15 protein-coding genes are annotated in these 17,958 nt (G+C 72.8%); 5 read left to right on the top strand and 10 right to left on the bottom strand.

What is annotated here, in order from left to right:
• Positions 1-183: 183 nt before the first annotated feature.
• Both KUM39_RS15670 and KUM39_RS15665 read right to left on the bottom strand, forming a co-directional pair.
• Positions 184-636, bottom strand: a complete 453-nt coding sequence (locus KUM39_RS15670; RefSeq protein WP_308288147.1) for a DUF3017 domain-containing protein — start codon at positions 634-636, stop codon at positions 184-186.
• 160 nt (positions 637-796) lie between these two features.
• The gene (locus KUM39_RS15665; protein ID WP_217786247.1) at positions 797-1,654 is read right to left on the bottom strand and encodes a bifunctional methylenetetrahydrofolate dehydrogenase/methenyltetrahydrofolate cyclohydrolase; all 858 of its coding nucleotides are present in this window, start codon (positions 1,652-1,654) and stop codon (positions 797-799) included.
• Positions 1,655-1,941: 287 nt separating this feature from the next.
• On the opposite strand from KUM39_RS15665, the gene KUM39_RS15660 reads away from it, so the two are divergent.
• Positions 1,942-2,577, top strand: a complete 636-nt coding sequence (locus KUM39_RS15660; protein ID WP_217786246.1) for an RDD family protein — start codon at positions 1,942-1,944, stop codon at positions 2,575-2,577.
• Positions 2,578-2,647: 70 nt separating this feature from the next.
• Here the strand turns inward: KUM39_RS15660 and purH are convergent, their stop codons facing one another.
• Entirely contained in the window at positions 2,648-4,228 is a 1,581-nt protein-coding gene (gene purH, locus KUM39_RS15655) for a bifunctional phosphoribosylaminoimidazolecarboxamide formyltransferase/IMP cyclohydrolase (protein WP_372455763.1), read from the bottom strand.
• Positions 4,225-4,863 carry a phosphoribosylglycinamide formyltransferase gene (purN, locus tag KUM39_RS15650; RefSeq protein WP_217786245.1) on the bottom strand — a complete coding sequence of 213 codons (639 nt, stop codon included), beginning with the start codon at positions 4,861-4,863 and terminating at the stop codon, positions 4,225-4,227. Before purN ends, purH begins: the two co-directional genes overlap by 4 nt.
• 292 nt (positions 4,864-5,155) lie before the next feature.
• Here purN and KUM39_RS15645 point away from each other — a divergent pair, with 292 nt between their 5' ends.
• Together KUM39_RS15645 and KUM39_RS15640 are read left to right on the top strand one after the other, a co-directional pair.
• A complete protein-coding gene (locus KUM39_RS15645; protein WP_217786244.1) occupies positions 5,156-5,935 on the top strand; it encodes a hypothetical protein in 780 nt (259 codons plus the stop codon).
• 173 nt (positions 5,936-6,108) lie between these two features.
• Positions 6,109-7,284, top strand: a complete 1,176-nt coding sequence (locus KUM39_RS15640; RefSeq protein WP_246620188.1) for a protein kinase family protein — start codon at positions 6,109-6,111, stop codon at positions 7,282-7,284.
• On the opposite strand, the gene KUM39_RS15635 is transcribed toward KUM39_RS15640, so the two are convergent.
• A complete protein-coding gene (locus KUM39_RS15635; RefSeq protein WP_217786243.1) occupies positions 7,212-7,496 on the bottom strand; it encodes a DUF7336 domain-containing protein in 285 nt (94 codons plus the stop codon). The two genes, KUM39_RS15640 and KUM39_RS15635, sit on opposite strands and share 73 nt — an antisense overlap.
• A 137-nt stretch (positions 7,497-7,633) precedes the next feature.
• Here KUM39_RS15635 and KUM39_RS15630 point away from each other — a divergent pair, with 137 nt between their 5' ends.
• Positions 7,634-8,365 (top strand): DUF4839 domain-containing protein, encoded by a 732-nt coding sequence (locus tag KUM39_RS15630; RefSeq protein ID WP_217786242.1) that lies wholly within the window; start codon positions 7,634-7,636, stop codon positions 8,363-8,365.
• Between the two features lie 90 nt (positions 8,366-8,455).
• Here the strand turns inward: KUM39_RS15630 and KUM39_RS15625 are convergent, their stop codons facing one another.
• Complete coding sequence (locus KUM39_RS15625; protein ID WP_217786241.1) at positions 8,456-10,132, bottom strand: cell division protein PerM; 1,677 nt, start codon at positions 10,130-10,132, stop codon at positions 8,456-8,458.
• Positions 10,133-10,245: 113 nt separating this feature from the next.
• On the opposite strand from KUM39_RS15625, the gene KUM39_RS15620 reads away from it, so the two are divergent.
• Positions 10,246-11,328 (top strand): helix-turn-helix domain-containing protein, encoded by a 1,083-nt coding sequence (locus KUM39_RS15620; RefSeq protein WP_217786240.1) that lies wholly within the window; start codon positions 10,246-10,248, stop codon positions 11,326-11,328.
• 120 nt (positions 11,329-11,448) lie between these two features.
• Here KUM39_RS15620 and sucD read toward each other — a convergent pair whose 3' ends face one another.
• The 4 genes from sucD to KUM39_RS15600 all read right to left on the bottom strand — a co-directional run bounded on the left by sucD (position 11,449) and on the right by KUM39_RS15600 (position 17,753).
• Positions 11,449-12,333 (bottom strand): succinate--CoA ligase subunit alpha, encoded by an 885-nt coding sequence (gene sucD, locus KUM39_RS15615; RefSeq protein ID WP_217786239.1) that lies wholly within the window; start codon positions 12,331-12,333, stop codon positions 11,449-11,451.
• A gap of 27 nt (positions 12,334-12,360) precedes the next feature.
• Positions 12,361-13,539 (bottom strand): ADP-forming succinate--CoA ligase subunit beta, encoded by a 1,179-nt coding sequence (gene sucC / locus KUM39_RS15610; protein WP_217786238.1) that lies wholly within the window; start codon positions 13,537-13,539, stop codon positions 12,361-12,363.
• A 531-nt stretch (positions 13,540-14,070) separates the two neighbouring features.
• Positions 14,071-15,243 (bottom strand): VWA domain-containing protein, encoded by a 1,173-nt coding sequence (locus KUM39_RS15605; RefSeq protein WP_217786237.1) that lies wholly within the window; start codon positions 15,241-15,243, stop codon positions 14,071-14,073.
• On the bottom strand, positions 15,240-17,753 hold the full coding sequence (locus KUM39_RS15600) for a DUF5682 family protein (protein ID WP_308288146.1): 2,514 nt from the start codon (positions 17,751-17,753) through the stop codon (positions 15,240-15,242). The genes KUM39_RS15605 and KUM39_RS15600 overlap by 4 nt, the downstream gene beginning before the upstream one ends.
• Between the last annotated feature and the right edge of the window lie 205 nt (positions 17,754-17,958).

The raw sequence follows: 17,958 nt of genomic DNA, 5'->3' as shown, positions 1-17,958 counted from the left end.
CCCCACTCCCGTACGGGCCTTCGTGGAGTTGCGCGGACACCGTAGCGGAACGGTCACCTCCGTGCCACAGCGTCCCGTCCCCCGTTGAACTGGGACTTCACCGCACGCCAGGGTGGTTCCCGGCGGCGGTCCGTCCCCCCTCGGGGGAGGGGACGGGCCGTCCGCCACGCCGTGGGTCTTCGCTCAGTTCTTCAGCGTGAAGTGCAGCGTGTCCTTGAGGAACGGGATCTCCAGCAGCGGCTTCGGCTGGGCCGTCAGTGCCAGCAGGACGATCAGGACGCCGAGGACGCCGTAGGTCACGATGTCGGTGAAGCGGGAGCGGACCGCGAGCATGCCGACGCTGGGCAGGGTGCCGCGCAGCACACCGCCCGCGAGCATGGCGGCGCCGATCAGGAGTATGCCGACGCGGAACACGTCGAACGCGGTGAGCAGCAGCCCGAGTGCGACTCCCGCGATCACGACCAGCATGGGCCACTGCCGGGCGGGCGCCGGGGCGTCGCTGGGCGCGGCCCGGCCGCCGCCCTCGGGGCGCGCGGTGTCCTTGGTGAACAGCGGGAACCGGCGGGTGACGCGCCGGGGCCGCCCCTGGGCGTCGGGCGCGCTGATCGCGTCCCGCGCGGTCGGTTCGTCCTCCACCGGCTCGGACCGCTCGGTCCCGGACTCGGACCGCCCGGACCCGGCCCCCGGCTCCGGGGCCGGCTCGGGGGCCGACTCCGCCACGGGCTCCGGCGTCTCCGCCGTGTCGCCCGCCGTCTGCTCGGTCACGGGCCCGTCGGCGGGCGCCGTGCCCGGCGCCCTATCGGCCGGCACCGCGTTCCGCCGCCTCTACGACGTTGACCAGCAGCTGGGCGCGGGTCATCGGGCCCACTCCGCCGGGGTTGGGGGAGATCCACCCGGCCACCTCCAGCACGCCCGGATGGACGTCGCCGACGATCTTGCCCTCGGCGTTGCGGGAGACCCCCACGTCGAGCACGGCGGCGCCGGGCTTCACGTCCTCGGGGCGGATCAGGTGCGGGACACCGGCGGCGGCGATGATGATGTCGGCGCGCCGCAGATGGGCGGCGAGGTCACGGGTGCCGGTGTGGCACTGGGTGACGGTGGCGTTCTCGCTGCGCCGGGTGAGCAGCAGCGGCATCGGGCGGCCGATGGTGACACCCCGGCCGACGACGACGACCTCGGCGCCCTTGATCTCGACGCCGTGGCGGCGGAGCAGGGTGATGATGCCGTTGGGGGTGCAGGGCAGCGGGGCGGGCTCGTTGAGCACCAGACGGCCGAGGTTCATCGGGTGCAGGCCGTCGGCGTCCTTGTCCGGGTCCATCAGCTCCAGGACGCGGTTCTCGTCGATGCCCCTGGGCAGCGGGAGCTGGACGATGTAGCCGGTGCAGGCCGGGTCCTCGTTCAGCTCGCGGACGGCCGCCTCGATCTCCTCCTGCGTGGCGGTGGCGGGCAGCTCGCGCTGGAGGGAGGCGATGCCCACCTGGGCGCAGTCGCGGTGCTTTCCGGCGACGTACTTCTGGCTGCCGGGGTCGTCGCCGACCAGGATCGTGCCGAGGCCCGGAGTGACTCCCTTCTCCTTCAGCGCCGCCACGCGGGCGGTCAGATCGGACTTGATCGCGGCTGCGGTGGCCTTGCCATCGAGAATCTGGGCGGTCATGGGCCCATCCTCGCGGATGACCTGCCCCCGGTTCCAATCCGGGTCCCCGTCGTCCGGCACCTGGGACGCCCGCACCGGAGCGTCACAGGACGGTCGCGGATGTAGCGGCATGATCGACGATGTTGCGCTTGCACAACACCTGACGGATCGGGCTGGACAAGGACTTCCGGCCGCACGACGATGAACGGCGCAGTATCGCGGTCCGGTTGGGGGGCAAACCGCTCATCTCTTGACGTTCCTCCGTGCGTTCCGCGTCGTCCCCGCAGTACCTACGGAGGAAACAAGCCATGAGTTTCGGCGCCCCCAACGACCCCTACAGCCAGCCGCAGCAGCCCGGTGGCTACCAGCAGGCCCCCCAGGGCGTCCCGCCCCAGCAGGGCTACGGCTACCCCCAGCAGCAGGGCTACCCGCAGCAGCCGGGCTACCCCACGGGCGGTCCGCGTCTGGCGTCGATGGGCCGCCGTCTGGGCGCCCGCCTGATCGACGCCGTGCTCTACAGCATCGTCTACGCGGTGCTCGCCGGGGCCGGCGTCTCCAGTCTGATGAGCAGCGCCAAGAGCTGCGACCCGAACGCGGCGGACTACAACACCTGCATCAACGACGCCACCCAGAGCTTCATGGGCAAGATCTGGGGGGTCATCGCCATCCTCTGGATCGTGACCTTCCTCTACGAGTGGCTGATGGTGAGCCTGGTCGGCGCCACGCTCGGCAAGCTGCTGGTCGGCATCCGCGTGGTGAAGGCGGACACCGGCCAGAAGCCGGGCCTCGGCTCGTCCGCGCTCCGCTGGGTCATCCCGTTCGTGGGCTCCATCGTCTGCGGCATCGGCGCGCTGCTGGTCTACCTGTCCCCGTTCTGGGACGGCTCGGGCCGCCGCCAGGGCTGGCACGACAAGGCCGCGGGCACGCTGGTCGTCGAGAAGTAGCCGACGGCGGAACCGCCGAGGGCCGTGCACCCGTCAGGGGTGCACGGCCCTCGCCGTGGGGTGACTCGGCTCAGTGGAAGAAGTGCCGCGTCCCCGTGAAGTACATGGTGACGCCCGCCTTGCGCGCCGCCTCCACGACCTGCTCGTCACGGATGGAGCCGCCCGGCTGCACGATGGCCCGCACCCCGGCGTCGATGAGGATCTCGGGTCCGTCGGGGAAGGGGAAGAACGCGTCGGAGGCCGCGAACGCGCCCCGCGCCCGCTCCTCGCCCGCCCGCTCGACCGCGAGCTTGCAGGAATCGACCCGGTTGACCTGGCCCATGCCGACGCCGACCGAGGCACCGTCCTTGGCGAGCAGGATGGCGTTGGACTTGACCGCCCGGCAGGCCCGCCAGGCGAACGCCAGCTCGGCCAGCTCCGCCTCCGAGAGCGCGTCGCCGCTGGCCAGCGTCCAGTGCGCGGGGTCGTCACCCTCGGCCTGGAGCCGGTCGGCGTCCTGGACGAGGACACCGCCGTCGATCGGCTTGACCTCGACGGGGTCGGCCGGGCCGCCGTCGGCCCTCAGGACGCGGATGTTCTTCTTCGTGGCGAGCGCCTCCAGGGCGCCCTCCTCGTAGCCGGGCGCCACGATGACCTCGGTGAAGATCTCCGCGACCTGCTCGGCCATCTCCTTGCTGACCGGCCGGTTCACCGCGATGACCCCGCCGAACGCGGACAGCGGGTCGCAGGCGTGCGCCTTGCGGTGCGCCTCGGCCACGTCCGCGCCGACCGCGATCCCGCACGGGTTGGCGTGCTTGATGATCGCCACGCACGGCTCGTCGTGGTCGTATGCGGCCCGGCGCGCGGCGTCGGTGTCCGTGTAGTTGTTGTACGACATCTCCTTGCCGTGCAGCTGCTCGGCAAGGGCCAGCCCGCTCGCGCCGGGCTCGACGTACAGGGCGGCCGGCTGATGCGGGTTCTCGCCGTAGCGCAGGGTGTGCGCCCGGTCCCAGGTGGCGCCGAGGAAGTCGGGGAAACCGGAGTCGTCGGCGGGGGCGTACCCGTCGGCGAACCAGGCGGCCACGGCGACGTCGTAGGCGGCGGTGTGCCGGAACGCCTCGGCGGCCAGCCGCTTGCGGGCGGCGAGGTCGAAGCCGCCGTCGCGGACGGCGGCCAGCACGTCGGCGTAGCGGGAGGGGCTGGTGACGACGGCGACCGAGGGGTGGTTCTTGGCGGCGGCGCGGACCATCGAGGGGCCGCCGATGTCGATCTGCTCCACGCACTCGTCCGGGGTGGCGCCGGAGGCGACGGTCTCGCGGAACGGGTAGAGGTTCACGACGACGAGGTCGAAGGGCTCCACACCGAGTTCGGCGAGCTGCGCACGGTGGCTGTCGAGGCGGAGGTCGGCCAGGATTCCGGCGTGCACCTTGGGGTGCAGGGTCTTGACCCGGCCGTCCAGGCACTCGGGGAAGCCGGTCAGCTCCTCGACCCCGGTCACGGGGATACCGGCGGCGGCGATGCGCCCGGCGGTGGAGCCGGTGGAGACGAGTTCCACGCCCGCCTCGTGCAGCCCGCGCGCGAGGTCTTCGAGGCCGGTCTTGTCGTAGACGCTGACGAGCGCCCGGCGGACGGGCCTCCTGGTCTCGGTGGCGGTCACGGCGGTGGCGGTCACGGGATAATCACCTTTCGTCCCTCGATGCGGTGGCCGTTGCGGGCGATCCGCCCCACGGCCTCGACGAGCAGCCTTCGCTCGACTTCCTTGATGCGCTCGTGGAGCGCGCTCTCGTCGTCGCCGTCCCGGATCTCGACCACGCCCTGGGCGATGACCGGACCGGTATCGACGCCGTCGTCCACGAAGTGGACGGTGCAGCCGGTGACCCGCGCGCCGTACGCGAGCGCGTCGCGGACGCCGTGGGCACCGGGGAAACTCGGCAGCAGCGCCGGGTGCGTGTTGACCGTGCGCCCGCCGAACCTGGCCAGGAACTCCTTGCCGACGATCTTCATGAACCCGGCGGAGATCACGAGGTCCGGCTCGTACGCGGCGACGTGCGCGGCGAGCGCCGCGTCCCACTCGGCGCGGGTGGCGTGGTCGCGGACCCGGCACACGAAGGTCGGCAGCCCGGCCCGCTCGGCGCGGGCGAGCCCCTCGACACCGCTCCGGTCGGCCCCTACGGCGACGACCCGCGCGCCGTACTCCTCGGCGCCGGTGCGCTCGATCTCGTCCAGCAGCGCCTGGAGGTTGGTGCCGGAACCGGAGACCAGGACGACGAGGCGCCGGACCGCTCGGCCTGCGGGGGTGGCGGCCACGATGGGGCCCTTTCTGCGGAACGGATGCGTCCGGCCTGCCGCTTTGTGCGTTCGCACGAATGCGTCGCACCCCGCGGGACGGGGAAGTCTACGAAGCGGCCGACCGCCCGCAACGATACCGGCACCCCGGAAGGACCCGGCGGGACGGGGGCGTGGCCGGAAGGTAGCGTTCGGAGGGAATCACCAAGCACAGGAAGCAGCGGTCCCCGGGAACGCGGCGGCCCCGCGGCACGTTCACGGGGTGGAAGCTCTCACCGGCGGCTCACGTCACCCAGGGGAAGACGTTCACTTGATGCCCGATCGCAGTCCGCGACTCCTCACGTTCCCGCCGCGCCCGCTGCCGGGCGCCGAGCGGGGTGCCGTCCTGCTGCGCGAGCGGCCCTCCTCACCGCCCGAGACCCCGAACGGCGACCGGGGCGGCGACGGCAGCGGTGGCGACCGGCAGGACGACAACCCGTTCGCGCCGCCCCCCGAGGGCTCCCCCGACCAGCCCTGGCGCCCCCGGCACCCCGAGGGCGAGGACGGCACCGCGGGCTGGGGCAGTCAGTGGAGCGACCGCCAGCCCGGCCGCTCGACGGGCGGTTTCGGCCAGCGCCCCGGCAGCACCCCCGAGGGCCCCGGCGGCAAGCAGTCCCCCGGCCCGTCCACGCGCTGGGACCCCACCGACCCGGTCCAGCGCCGCGCCCGCTTCGCCCTGCTCTCCGGCATGTGGTCCGTCTTCTTCGTCCTCTTCGGCTGGTCCTACGTCGCCCTCCTCCTCGGCGCCCTCGCCCTCTACTGGGGCATCAGCTCCCTGCGCGCCAAGCCGAGCCCGAAGTCCGACACCACGGCCCCCCGCACCGGCACCCCCGCCGCCGCCCAGGACACCCGTCCGCAGTCCACCGCGGCCATCGGCGGCATCGTCACCGCCTCCCTCGCCCTCCTCATGGTGGCCACCACCTTCGCCGCCCAACTCGCCTACCGCGACTACTTCACCTGCGTGAACGACGCCCTCACCCAACAGTCCAAGCAATCCTGCGAAACCCTTCTGCCGAAGGAGTTGCGGGGGGTTCTGGGAGTGAACAACAGCTAGGTCCGGTGGGTGGGTTGCGGGGTCCGCTGGGTTGCGGGTTTCGCGGGGTTGCGGGGTTCGCAGGGTTGCGGGGTTCGCGGGGCCCACTCGCCCGTTCAGTACGTCACGCCGGGCCGCCCGGCACGGTGCACAGCGGTCGGCGCGGTCGGCGCGATGCCAGGCGGGAGCCACCGATGCGTGAACACGTGCCACTGTCCACCGCACGCCTCTCCGCCTACGCGGCAGTGGGCGCGGAGCTCTCGCTGCTCAGCGACCGCAGGCTCGGTGAAGCGGTGGCTGCCGCGCCGGTCCTGGGCTCGGGCATGGGTGGCAGACGGACCGAGATGGAGGTCGCGGGGACGCCCGTCTTCATCAAGCGCGTCCCGCTGACGGACATCGAGTTGCGCTCGGAGCACGTGCGCTCGACCGCCAACCTGTTCGGGCTCCCTCTCCACTATCAGTACGGCGTCGGGTCGGCGGGGTTCGGGGCCTGGCGTGAGCTGGCCGCGCACGTCATGACCAGCGCCTGGGTGCTGAGGAACGAGTTCGCCGGTTTCCCGCTGATGTACCACTGGCGGGTTCTGCCGGACCGGCCTCCCGCCGACTTCGCCGACGAGTTCGGCGGCATGGAGGGAGCCGTCGCGCACTGGGAGGGGTCCCCCGCCGTACGCCAACGGCTGGCGGCCATCGGAAAGTCCTCCTCCAGCCTGGTGCTCTTTCTGGAGCACGTACCTCGGACACTCGCGGGCTGGCTCGGCGCGACCCGCGAAGCGGTCGGCCCGGACCCGGCGGGCGACTCCCCCTACCTGTGGGTGGAGGACGCGTTGGCGCGGGGCACCGAGTTCATGAGTTCACGCGGGTTGGTGCACTTCGACGCGCACTTCGCCAACCTGCTGACCGACGGCCGACAGGTCTACTTCGCGGACTTCGGACTCGCTCTCAGCCGCCACTACGAACTCTCGCCCCAGGAAGCCGCCTTCCTCGACGACCACCTCGTGTACGACCGCTGCTACGCGCCCTGGCATCTCCTGCGCCACCACCTGCCCCCGACCGTCCTCGGCGACACGGAACTCGGAACCTTCCTGCGCGAATGGATCGCGGGCCGCCGCCCCGACGACGTTCCCCCCGCGATCACGGCGATCATCGACCGCCACGCCTCGTCCGCCGCCGTCATGGACGACTTCGCCCACCGCCTCATCACCAAGACCAAACGCACCCCGTTCCCCACAGCCGAGATCCGCCGGACCCTGGGCGAATCATCAGCCCCGCAGCCCTCCGGACCGCTGCGCCCATCGGCCTACTCACCCGGCGGAACTCGAACAAAACCCTCGGTCCAACCGTCCTCATCGAGCTCGCAGGCGTCGAAGTAGAAGCACTCCGGCTCATCACGGAAACCTGGCAGGAGTTGAGCCTGCCGCATGCGCTCCTCAACCCGATCGCGGGTTGAGTAGATACCGAGCAGCTTCACGTCGTCGCCGTCCGACTCGTCGCAGAACACACCGCTCTCATCGACGTGCACTGTCGAGCCGTCCTCTCCGGCTTCGTTCTGATGGCCGACATGCCACAGCGGATACACGATCACGAACGCGAAGCTATCAGCAGGCGATGGCCTGACCTGCGCCGTCCGGCGCCCCTCATCCACAAGCCCCCGCGAAACCAAGTCCCTTATGCTCGCGGGGCAGTTGATACGAGCAGTTCATTCAGGGGGCACGGAGCCACATGGCCGAAGAGATCACGTACGAGTACAAGACGGTGCAGACGGTTCGCGGCACCGACGGCTTGGTGATCTCGAAGATGCGGAACGAGGGCTGGGAGCTCGTGGAACAAACCCAGGGCAGGCTGCGCTCCACCCTCGACTTCCGCCGACCGAAGAAGCCCCTGCCGCGGCTCTTGATCGGCACCGCGGTCGGCGGCCTCGTCATCCTGGCCATTGTCATCGGCGTGGCCGCGGCGTTCGAGGACAGCGGTGCGAAGGAGGGCGAGTCGAACAAGCCCGGGGCGGCCACTGCGAACGCGGAACGCTCCGCCTCGCCGTCTCCGGCCACGCCCGGATCTGCTGCCGCTGAGGTGATCACGTCTCAGAACAACCGGGAGTTGGCGGCACTGCTGAAGACTCCGGACTCCTGTGACAGCGCGATCCCGGACTTCGCCACCAAGTACACGGGGAGGACGGTCGCATTCGACGGCTCTATCGTGCACATGGCGCCCCACGGTGACTATCACACCCGCTACGACTTTCTTCTGGGCCCGGGCGACAAGGGACCGAAGACAGTGACAGGCCCGGCCTTCAAGTACGAGGACGTCAATATCCTCGACCTGAACCTGACCGGCACGGAGATTCCCTCCGGCGTCCACGCGGGCGACCGGTTCCGCTTTGTCGCCGAGGTGGGCGAATTCAACGCGAAGCAGTGCCTCTTCTTCCTCGAACCGGTCTCGACGCATATCCGGTAGTCGAGGTGACCGGCGGGCACCGCTCGCGCCGCCGTCAACGCGACCGGCCCGCGCGAGGCGTACGGGGGCTCTCGGGAAGAGGCTGATCCTCTACTCCCGCTTCTCGCCCTCTCCTGGCTCCGGCACCGTCTGCGCAGCTTGCTGCTTCGAGGGTTCCTCCGGCTTGCCCGGTGCTTCCGGTTCCCCGGAGCCCGGAGGTGTCTCCGCCGCCGGTGTCTTCGCCGCCTCCTTCAGCGCCTCCCACGCGCTGGGTGTGCTGGGGGTGTCCGGCCAGGACGGTTCCGGGGGTGGGAGGAAGTCGTAGGCGTCGAGGTCCTCGGGGGTCGGGGGAAGCGGGGCCGGGGAGGGGGACGGGGGGGTGGGCGTCTGCTGGGGTGGGACGGGGGTGTGTTCGGGGTGGTGGCCCCGGAGGCGCCAGGCTCGGACCAGGAGGGCCGGGGGGAGGCCCGTGGTGGTGAACCAGGCGAAGGCCGCGCCCCCGGCGGCCCACCAGTGGGGGCCGAAGCCGGAGAGGGCCGCCGTGCCGAGGGCGCCGCCGGAGAGCCAGGTCAGGGTGGCGAAGCAGACCCCGGCGGTGAGGGAGGCGAGGAGCAGGACGCTCAGGGTGCGGCCCATCGACCAGGGCACCACCGGCCGTGCGGGCGGACGCTCCGACGCCCCCCGCCCTCCCACCGTCCCGCGCCCCGCACCCTGTGCGGCCGACTGTGCCCCGTCCCCCGCACCCCGTACGGCCGCCCGTGCCACGAACCACCCCAGGACCAGTCCCGCGACCAGCGGGACCACACCGGACGCCCAGTTCAGGGCCGTACCCGTGCCCCGGTCCGGGACCGCCGCCAGGAGCGGGAAGGGAGGCAGGAGGGGGGCCGGGTCGGAGGTGAAGGGGGTGATCGGGTGGCCGTTGCCGAGGGTGAAGCCGGGGCCGAGGGCGTAGGAGGCGGACCAGACGGCCGCGTTGGGGATGAGGGTGACGCCGAGGAGGAGGACGGCGAAGCGGCCGGTCCAGCCCTCGGTGAGCTGGAGGAAGGAGACGCGGGCGGCGCCGCCGTGCAGGACGAGGGAGACGCCGACGAGCAGCGCGCCGCCCCCGACCAGCGCCGTCACCCCGGCGCCCGCGGCCCGTACCGTCCCGCCGAGCCGGGCCCGCGCGTCCGTGCCGAACAGCAGGGCGCGCGGCCCGGCGGGCAGGACGCGCAGGAGCCGTAGGACGGGTTCGCGCGGGTGGCCGTACGCCGACCAGACCCCGGCGGCCGCCGAGACCGCCGCGACCAGCGGCAGACACAGCGTCACCATCGGCCAGTCGGGGCGCAGTTCGCCGCCCGCGCAGAAGAGGGTGGCGGCGAGGCCGACCGCGAGGTAGCCGGTGACGACGCCGCTCCAGGCGGTGCGGGCCGGGACGGGGGGCGGGCCGCCGGGCTCGTCGGAGGCGTCGGTGGCGTCCCGCGCGCCCCGGTACAGCAGCCAGACCGGCAGCGCGAGCAGCAGCAGCGGGGTCACCCCGACCGGCATCGGGGCGCCGGACAGCGTGTCGGTGCGGACGAGTTCGGCGCCGTGCGCGAGCAGCCACAGCCCGGCGGCGACGTGCAGCGCGCCGGTCGGACCGCTGTCCGGGTACGGCGAGCTGATCCAGAGCGCGAGCACGAGCACGGCGAGCGAGCCGAGCCCGAGCCCGGCGGCGACCGCCCCGTTCAGCAGACTCGTGCCGAATCCGGGCGAACGGTCGCGCAGACGACGGAGCAGGAGCGACAGCGGGGGTCGGCGAACGGTCATCAGGGTCACCGGGCCATGCTCCCAACGACACGCGCTTTCCGGTCGTAACGTGCGAACCTCCGATGTGTCGCTAAATATATGATTATGTACCTATTCACACGGAGGGCCGTACTGTGACGGACAGTCAGAACGGCCCGGTGCCGGGGCCCGAGGACCGCCGACGGCTGCGCGAGGCCGCCTCGCTGACGCGGGCCCAGCTCGCCGACCGCGTCGGCGTGACCCGTGCGACCATCCGATCGTGGGAGAGGGGGCGCAGCAACCCCGGAGGTCCGCTCGGGGAGGCGTACGCCCGCGTGCTCGCCGCCCACGCCGGACCCTCCGGACCGGCGACGACCGGTCAGGACGACACCCCGGCGGCCCGGTTCGCGGTCGCGCCCCCCTCGCTGGCCACCCCGGAGGGGCTGTCGGCCGACCAGACCTTCGACGCGCTCTACGCGTTCTGCGCCCCCGCGCTGGTCCGGCAGACGTACCTGCTCACCGGGCGCCGGGAACTGGCCCGCGAGTCGGTGGAGCGCGCGTTCCAACTCGCCTGGCAGCGCTGGCCCGAGGTGGCCCGGGACCGCGACCCGGCGGGCTGGGTGCGCGCGGAGGCGTACGAGTGCGCCCTCTCCCCCTGGCACCGCTTCCGCCCCAGCCACCGGCACCCCGAGCCGCCGCCCGCCGACCCGGCGGACCGCGCGCTGATGGACGTACTGCTCAAGCTCCCGCCGTCGTACCGGCGCACGCTCGTGCTCTACGACGGCGTCGGGCTGGACCTCCCCGAGACGGCGGCGGAGACGGAGGCGAGCACTCCGGCGGCGGCCGGGCGGCTCACCCGCGCGCGGGAGGCGGTCGCGCTGAGCCTGCCGGAGCTGGCGGACACCGCGCTGCTGCACCGGCGGCTGACCGAACTGGCCGCGCGGGAGCGGCTGCGCGCCGCCCGGCCGCGCACCGTCCGCACGGTGGGCGAGCGGCGGAACGTGTTCTGGACCCGGTCGGCCATCGCGTTCACCGTCACGATCATCGGCGCGACCACGCTCACCCTGCGCACCGCGCCCACCCACTACGAGGCGCCGATCGCCCCCGCCCAGGCGGTCGGCGGGGTCCCGGCACCGGCCGCGCTCGGCCCGCTGTCCGCCGCCGAGCAGGCGCTGCGCGGCAAGCTGCACCGGTCGGACGCGAACGGCCCGGAACGGGTGCGTCCGGTACCGCGCTGAGCCCCGGCCCCCTGTCCGGCACCCGTCCGGCGCTCGTCCGGTACGACGGCGGGCCCGCACCCTCGTCCGGAGGGTGCGGGCCCGCTGTCGTACGCGGTGCGCGCGGGGCGCGACGCGCGGTCAGGCGCTGAGGATCTCCCGGGCCAGCTTCGCCGTCTCGGTCGGCGTCTTGCCGACCTTGACACCGGCGGCCTCCAGGGCCTCCTTCTTCGCCTGGGCGGTGCCGGACGAACCGGAGACGATGGCGCCCGCGTGGCCCATCGTCTTGCCCTCGGGCGCGGTGAAGCCCGCGACGTAGCCGACGACCGGCTTGGTCACGTTCTCCTTGATGAAGGCCGCCGCGCGCTCCTCGGCGTCGCCGCCAATCTCACCGATCATCACGATCAGGTCGGTGTCGGGGTCGGCCTGGAACGCGGCGAGGGCGTCGATGTGCGTGGTGCCGATGATCGGGTCGCCACCGATGCCGACGGCGGTCGAGAAGCCGATGTCGCGCAGCTCGTACATCATCTGGTACGTCAGCGTGCCGGACTTCGAGACCAGGCCGATGCGGCCCGGCTTGGTGATGTCGCCCGGGATGATGCCGACGTTCGACTGGCCCGGCGTGATGATGCCGGGGCAGTTCGGGCCGATGATGCGGGTCTTGTTGCCCTTCTTGCCCGCGTACGCCCAGAAGGCGGCCGTGTCGTGCACGGCGATGCCCTCGGTGATCACGACGGCCAGCGGGATCTCGGCGTCGATGGCCTCGACGACGGCGTCCTTGGTGAACTTCTCGGGCACGAAGATGACCGAGACGTTCGCCCCGGTCTTCTCCACGGCCTCCTTGACGGTGCCGAAGACGGGTACCTCGGTGCCGTCGAAGTCCACGGTCTGACCGGCCTTGCGCGGGTTGACGCCGCCCACGACCTCGGTGCCGTCACCCAGCATGAGCTTGGTGTGCTTCATGCCCGTGGCGCCCGTCATGCCCTGGACGATGACCTTGCTGTCCTTGTTGAGCCAGATAGCCATTGTTCTTGGTGTCCTCGTCCTGAGTGCTTACTTGGCGGCGGCCAGTTCGGCGGCCTTGGCGGCGGCGCCGTCCATCGTGTCCACGCGCTGCACGAGCGGGTGGTTGGCGTCCGTGAGGATCTTCCGGCCCAGCTCGGCGTTGTTGCCGTCGAGGCGGACGACGAGCGGCTTCTCGACCTTCTCGCCGCGGTCCTCCAGGAGCTTCAGCGCCTGCACGATGCCGTTGGCGACCTCGTCGCACGCGGTGATGCCGCCGAAGACGTTGACGAACACGGACTTGACGTCCGGGTCGCCGAGGATGATCTCCAGGCCGTTCGCCATCACCTGGGCGGAGGCGCCGCCGCCGATGTCGAGGAAGTTGGCGGGCTTCACACCGCCGTGCTCCTCACCGGCGTACGCGACGACGTCCAGGGTGCTCATGACGAGACCCGCGCCGTTGCCGATGATGCCGACCTCGCCGTCGAGCTTGACGTAGTTGAGGCCCTTGGCCTTGGCCGCCGCCTCCAGCGGGTTGGCGGCGTCCTTGTCGTGCAGCTCTTCGTACTCGGGGTGACGGAACTCGGCGTTCTCGTCGAGCGACACCTTGCCGTCGAGCGCGATGACGTCGCCGGAGGCGACCTTCGCCAGGGGGTTGACCTCGACCAGGAGGGCGTCGGACTTGATGAAGGTGTCCCAGAGCTTCACCAGCACGTCGGCGACCTTCTCGGCGACCTCGGCCGGGAACTTCGCGGCGGCGACGATCTCGCGGGCCTTCTCCGGGGTCACCCCGTCGATGGCGTCGATCGGGGTCTGCGCGACGGCGTCGGGACGGGTGGCCGCGACCTCCTCGATCTCCATGCCGCCCTCGACGGAGGCGATGGAGAGGAAGGTGCGGTTCGCACGGTCCAGGAGGAAGGAGACGTAGTACTCCTCCAGGATCTCCGGGGCGGTCTCGGCGATCATCACCTTGTGGACCGTGTGGCCCTTGATGTCCATGCCGAGGATGTCCGTCGCACGGGCGACGGCCTCGTCCGCGGACGCGGCCAGCTTGACGCCACCGGCCTTGCCACGACCACCGACCTTCACCTGCGCCTTGACGACGGACTTGCCGCCGAGCCGCTCGGTGATCTCGCGCGCCGCCTCAGGCGTGTCGATGACTTCACCGGCCAGCACCGGTACATCGTGCTTGGCGAAGAGGTCCCTCGCCTGGTACTCGAACAGGTCCACGCGCTTCCGTCCCTATCAGTGATCTCGCGGTTCGTTGGATGCGTGGGCGTGCCGCGAAGGGCAACGTGACGTCCGCTGTGTCACAAGGGATGCGCACACGGTGTCCGAGCGCGCGGCATGTCCGTCTCGCAGGTTATCCCTGTGACCGGGGGGCCTCTAAATCGCGGGTCGCACCTGAGCGGTGATACCTGTCACATGATGCCGCGGTTTGTGACACGGGGTGCCGCGCGGATGCTCGGCGCACGCCGCTCGGGGGGCGCGGCGGTCGGCGGCTCGGTCGGCGTCGCGGGGCCGCTCGGGTGGGCGCCTCCCACGAGGCCCCACCGGGCTGGGGTTGGCCCGGCGGGGCCTCCGTGGACCCCCTCTCGGGGGCCCTGGAACGGCCCGGCCCCCACCCCAATGAGGGCCCTGCCGCACCCAGCAGCCGTATGCCCCGGCCACCGGGCCGCTACGCGACATGTACGGGTCACAGGGTCACAGGGCGGGACCCGGATCACCGGGTGGCGTCGGCGACGGCTCCCGCGGCGGGGGTCAGCGCGGGTCCGGTATCGGCAGCGGGCGCTTCTCCAGGGCGGCGGCCATCACGTCCGGGAAGAGGTCGGGGGTACAGGCGAAGGCGGGTGCGCCGAGCGCGGCCAGCGCCGCCGCGTGCTCCCGGTCGTACGCCGGTGCCCCCTCGTCGGAGAGCGCGAGCAGGGTCACGAACCGCACCCCGGACGCCTGCATCGCCGCCACCCGCTTCAGCATCTCGTCCCGGATGCCGCCCTCGTAGAGGTCGCTGATCAGGACGACGACCGTCTCGGCGGGGGTGGTGATACGGGACTGGCAGTACGCGAGCGCCCGGTTGATGTCGGTGCCGCCGCCGAGCTGGGTGCCGAACAGGACGTCCACCGGGTCGTCCAGCTGGTCGGTGAGGTCCACGACGGCTGTGTCGAACACGACCAGCCGGGTGCTGAGGGAGGGCATGGACGCCAGCACCGCGCCGAACACCGAGGCGTACACCACGGACGCGGCCATCGAGCCGGACTGGTCGATGCAGAGGACGACCTCCTTCTTCACCGAGCGCGCCGCCCGCCCGTACCCGACGAGGCGTTCCGGCACGATCGTGCGGTACTCGGGCAGGTAGTGCTTGAGGTTGGCCGCGATCGTGCGGTTCCAGTCGATGTCGTGGTGGCGGGGGCGGCTGACGCGGGCGCTGCGGTCCAGGGCGCCGGTGAGGGTGGCACGGGTGCGGGACGCGAGCCGCTTCTCCAGCTGCTCGACGACTTTCCGCACGACCGCACGCGCGGTCTCCTTCGTCGTCTCCGGCATCGTCTTGTTCAGCGACAGCAGGGTGCCGACCAGATGGACGTCCGCCTCCACCGCCTCCAGCATCTCCGGTTCCAGCAGCAGCGCGGCGAGACCGAGCCGGTCGATGGCGTCGCGCTGCATCACCTGGACCACGGAGGACGGGAAGTAGCTCCGGATGTCCCCGAGCCAGCGGGCCACGCTCGGCGCGGACGCCCCGAGGCCCGCCGAACGCCCGCCCTCCTGGCGGCCCCTGCCGCCCGAGCCGTACAGCGCGGCGAGCGCGCCGTCCATCGCCGCGTCCCGCCCGGCGAGCGCGTGCCCGGTGCCGTCCGCCCGCTCCCCGCCCAGCACCAGCCGCCAGCGCCGCAGCCGTTCGTCGGCGGGACCGGTGCTCGTGGTCGGTCCGGTCGTCATGCGCCCACCCCCATGAGGTCGTCGTGTGTCCGTGCGTACGGCGCGGGGTGCGCCGGGTGCGTGGGTCCGTACGGCTCCGGGTCGCCGGGCTCCAGGCCCAACAGCAGCCGCAGCACCGGGAGTACGGCGTCGGCGCGGGCGGTGTCCGGTTCGGCGGCGAACCCGGCCGGGCCGTCCGTGGTCCGCGCGGGGGCGGCCGGGTCCGCCGGGCCGCGCCGCACCAGCTCCCCGAGCGTGCGCCGCACGGTCGGTTCGTACGCGGCGAACGTCCTGCGCAGCAACGGCAGTACGTCCGTGAACGCCTCCGCCGTCACCCCGGTCAGCCACGCGTCCACCAGCCCCAGCAACCGTGTGTCGTGCACCAGCAGCGTCCCGCCCCCGCTGCCCAGAAACCCCTCGACCCAGGCGGCGGCCTCCCCCGGCGCCGTACCGGGCGACAGGGCCAGCCCCATCAGCCGCCCCACCTCGGCGCTCTCCAACTCCCCCTCGTCCATGAGCAACCGCACGGCCCGGCCCCGTACGACACCGGGCACGGTGTCCCGGTGCGCGAGGGCACGGAGGACGCCGCGCCAACGGGGGCGGAGGTCGTGGTGCGGAGTGCCGGTGCCGGGTGGGCCCTCGCTCGGGGACGCCGGGGCCGGGACGCTCCGGGCGCCCTCGCCGTACGCATCGGCTTCCGGGGCGGAGGCCAGGGTCTCGGTGAGGAGGCCCACCGCCGTGTGCACCGCCTCGACATGGGTGCGCATCTCGCGGGCCGCGTCCGCGTCGAGGGAGACGCAGGCGGGCGGGAGGCCGACGAAGACGCGTTCCGCGAGTCCGGCGGCGACCTCGGCCAAGGCACGGGTGTCGGTGCCGCGTACGTCGCCGTAGCGCAGGGAGCGGACCAGGGCGGGGAGGGCCTGGGCGAGGTGGCCGACGTCGGCGTCCAGGGCGGCGCGGTCGGCCAGGACCCGCATGGCGACGGGCAGGGCGTCCGGCAGCGCGGCGAGCAGACAGTGCTCGGCGAGCGCGGTGACCCCGGCGAGGGAGTCCGCACCGGTGGCGTCCGCCCCGGCCCTGGCGGTGGCCGCACTCAGTACGGTCGTGCCCCACACGCCCGCCTCCGCGACCCGCACCGACAGCTCGGGCTCCCAGCGCAGCCGCCAGGTCTCCCGGAAGGTGCCCGTGCTCCCGCGCGAACGGACGGGCTCGCCCCAGCCGACGCCGAGCAGCCGCAGCCGGTGCAGCAGCCTGCTGCGGCCCGCGTCGGTCTCCTTGCGCAGATCGAGTTCCAGTTCGCGTTCCAGCGCCTCGGGCTTGAGCCGCAGGCGGCGCTGCTCACGGGCCAGGTCCCGCTGGAGCGGTACGGCGGGCGCGCTGTCCGGCACCTCACCCAGTTCGTCCCCGACCACCAGACGGTCCCGCACCAGCGCCAGCGGTACGTCGGAACCGTCGCACAGCACGGCCCGTACCGCGTCCAGGGTCTCGCCCAGACCGGGCAGCGGACGCCCGCGTACGGCGGCGAGCGTCTCGGCCAGCCGCACCGCCTCGATGACGTGCGCGGAGGACACGATCCGGTCCTCCTCCCGCAACAGCCCCGCCACCTTGGTGAGCCAGCGCTCGACCGGCCGGTCCGGCGCCCGGAACAGGTGCCCGTACCAGCCCGGCGAGTCGATCCCCGCGCCGTATCCCCCGGCCCGCGCCAGCCGCCGGTGCGTCCAGGGCACCCAGGTCAGGTCGGCCTTCACCTTGGGCAGCCCCTTGAGCAGGGCGCGGTCGGCGGTGACGGTGACCCGCGCGCGCAGCGCGGGCACGTGCCACGCACCGCAGACCACGGCGACCGCGTCCCCGAACTCCTTGCGGGCGGTGCGCACTTGGAGCCGCATGTACGCCTCGCGCACCGCGTCACGCGGGCGGCCCCCGTCGCCGTACCGCTCGCGCAGCGCCGTCATGGCCTCCTCCAGCGCGGCGAACGGCGCGTAGGGGTCGCCGGTGCCGGGGCCGCGGTGCTCGACCACGTCCTCCCACCAGCGCTCGGGGTCGTCGTACCCGGCGGCCTCCGCGAGCACGGCGAGCGGGTCGAGGGCGAGGTCGCCGGGGCCGGGCGCGGTGTCGGCATCCGCGTCCGCGTCCGCGTCCGGGGGTGCCTCGTCCGGACCGTCGTCCCCCTGGAGGGCCAGCGTGTGGGTCGCGGGCAGGTCGATGAAGCGGGCCGGGACGCCGTGGTCGAGCGCCCAGCGGATCGCCACCCACTCGGGGCTGAACTCGGCCAGCGGCCAGAACGCCGACCGCCCCGGCTCGTCCACCGCGTGCGCGAGCAGGGCGACCGGCGGTCGCATACCGGGATCGGCGGCCAGCGGCACGAGCGCGTCGGCCTCCGGCGGCCCCTCGACCAGTACGACAGCGGGCCGCGCCGCCTCCAACGCGGCCCACACCGCCCGCGCGGAACCGGGCCCGTGATGCCGGACCCCGAGGAGGAGCGGGCGAGCGGGGGGAGGCGGGGGTACGGAGGAATCACCGGGGTCGGCGATCGGGGTGCTGGAGCAGGAGTGGGCGGGGCCGGTGGACGAGGCGCCAGGGTGAGCGGAGTTGGTGGCAGAGGTTCCAGGGTGAGCGGGATCAGTGGACGAGGCGCGAGGGTGAGCGGGGTCGGCGGGCGGGGTCCCGAGGTGAGCGGGGGCGGTGCACTGGACCCCGAGGTCAGCGGCGTCCGCGCACGAGGTCCCGCCCTGAGCC

This window comes from Streptomyces corallincola, from assembly GCF_019104725.1.
GTDB classification, from domain to species: domain Bacteria; phylum Actinomycetota; class Actinomycetes; order Streptomycetales; family Streptomycetaceae; genus Streptomyces; species Streptomyces corallincola.
This window is presented reverse-complemented; position numbering and strand designations above follow the sequence as displayed.